Annotated in this window: 1 pseudogene; it reads left to right on the forward strand. The window is 69.1% G+C overall.

Features of this window, described 5'->3' with window-relative positions:
* Nucleotides 1-444: pseudogene (locus tag B0W88_RS34240) on the forward strand (heme utilization protein); the annotation flags it as partial.

The raw sequence follows: 444 nt of genomic DNA on the forward strand, positions 1-444 counted from the left end.
CCAGCGACACGCTGAACGCGCTGACCAGCTCGCAGATCCCGTCCCTGACCAGCACCCAGGTCGCCGCCATCGGCACGGCCCAGATCGCCACGATGACGACGGAAGATGTCGTCGCCCTGGGCACCTCGGGCATCAAGGCAATGAGCTCCGCGCAGATCAATGCGCTGACCACCGGCGACATCGTCGCGCTGAGTTCCGCCCAGGCGGGCGTGCTGAGTTCCGCCCAGGCGGCCGGCCTCACCACCGCCCAGCTGAGCAACTTCAGCACCGATGACCTGCGCGCCCTGGGCAGCGCCACGCTGCGCTCGCTCAGCAGCAGCCAGCTCGGCGCGCTCGACAGCGACCAGATCGGCGCGCTGACCAGCACGCAGGTCTCGCAGCTGAGCACCGCACAGGTCGCCTCGATGGGCAGCGACACGCTCAATGCGCTGACCAGCTCGCAGA

The sequence above is a fragment of the Pelomonas sp. KK5 genome (assembly GCF_001984095.1).
In the GTDB taxonomy this organism is placed as follows: Bacteria; Pseudomonadota; Gammaproteobacteria; order Burkholderiales; family Burkholderiaceae_C; genus KK5.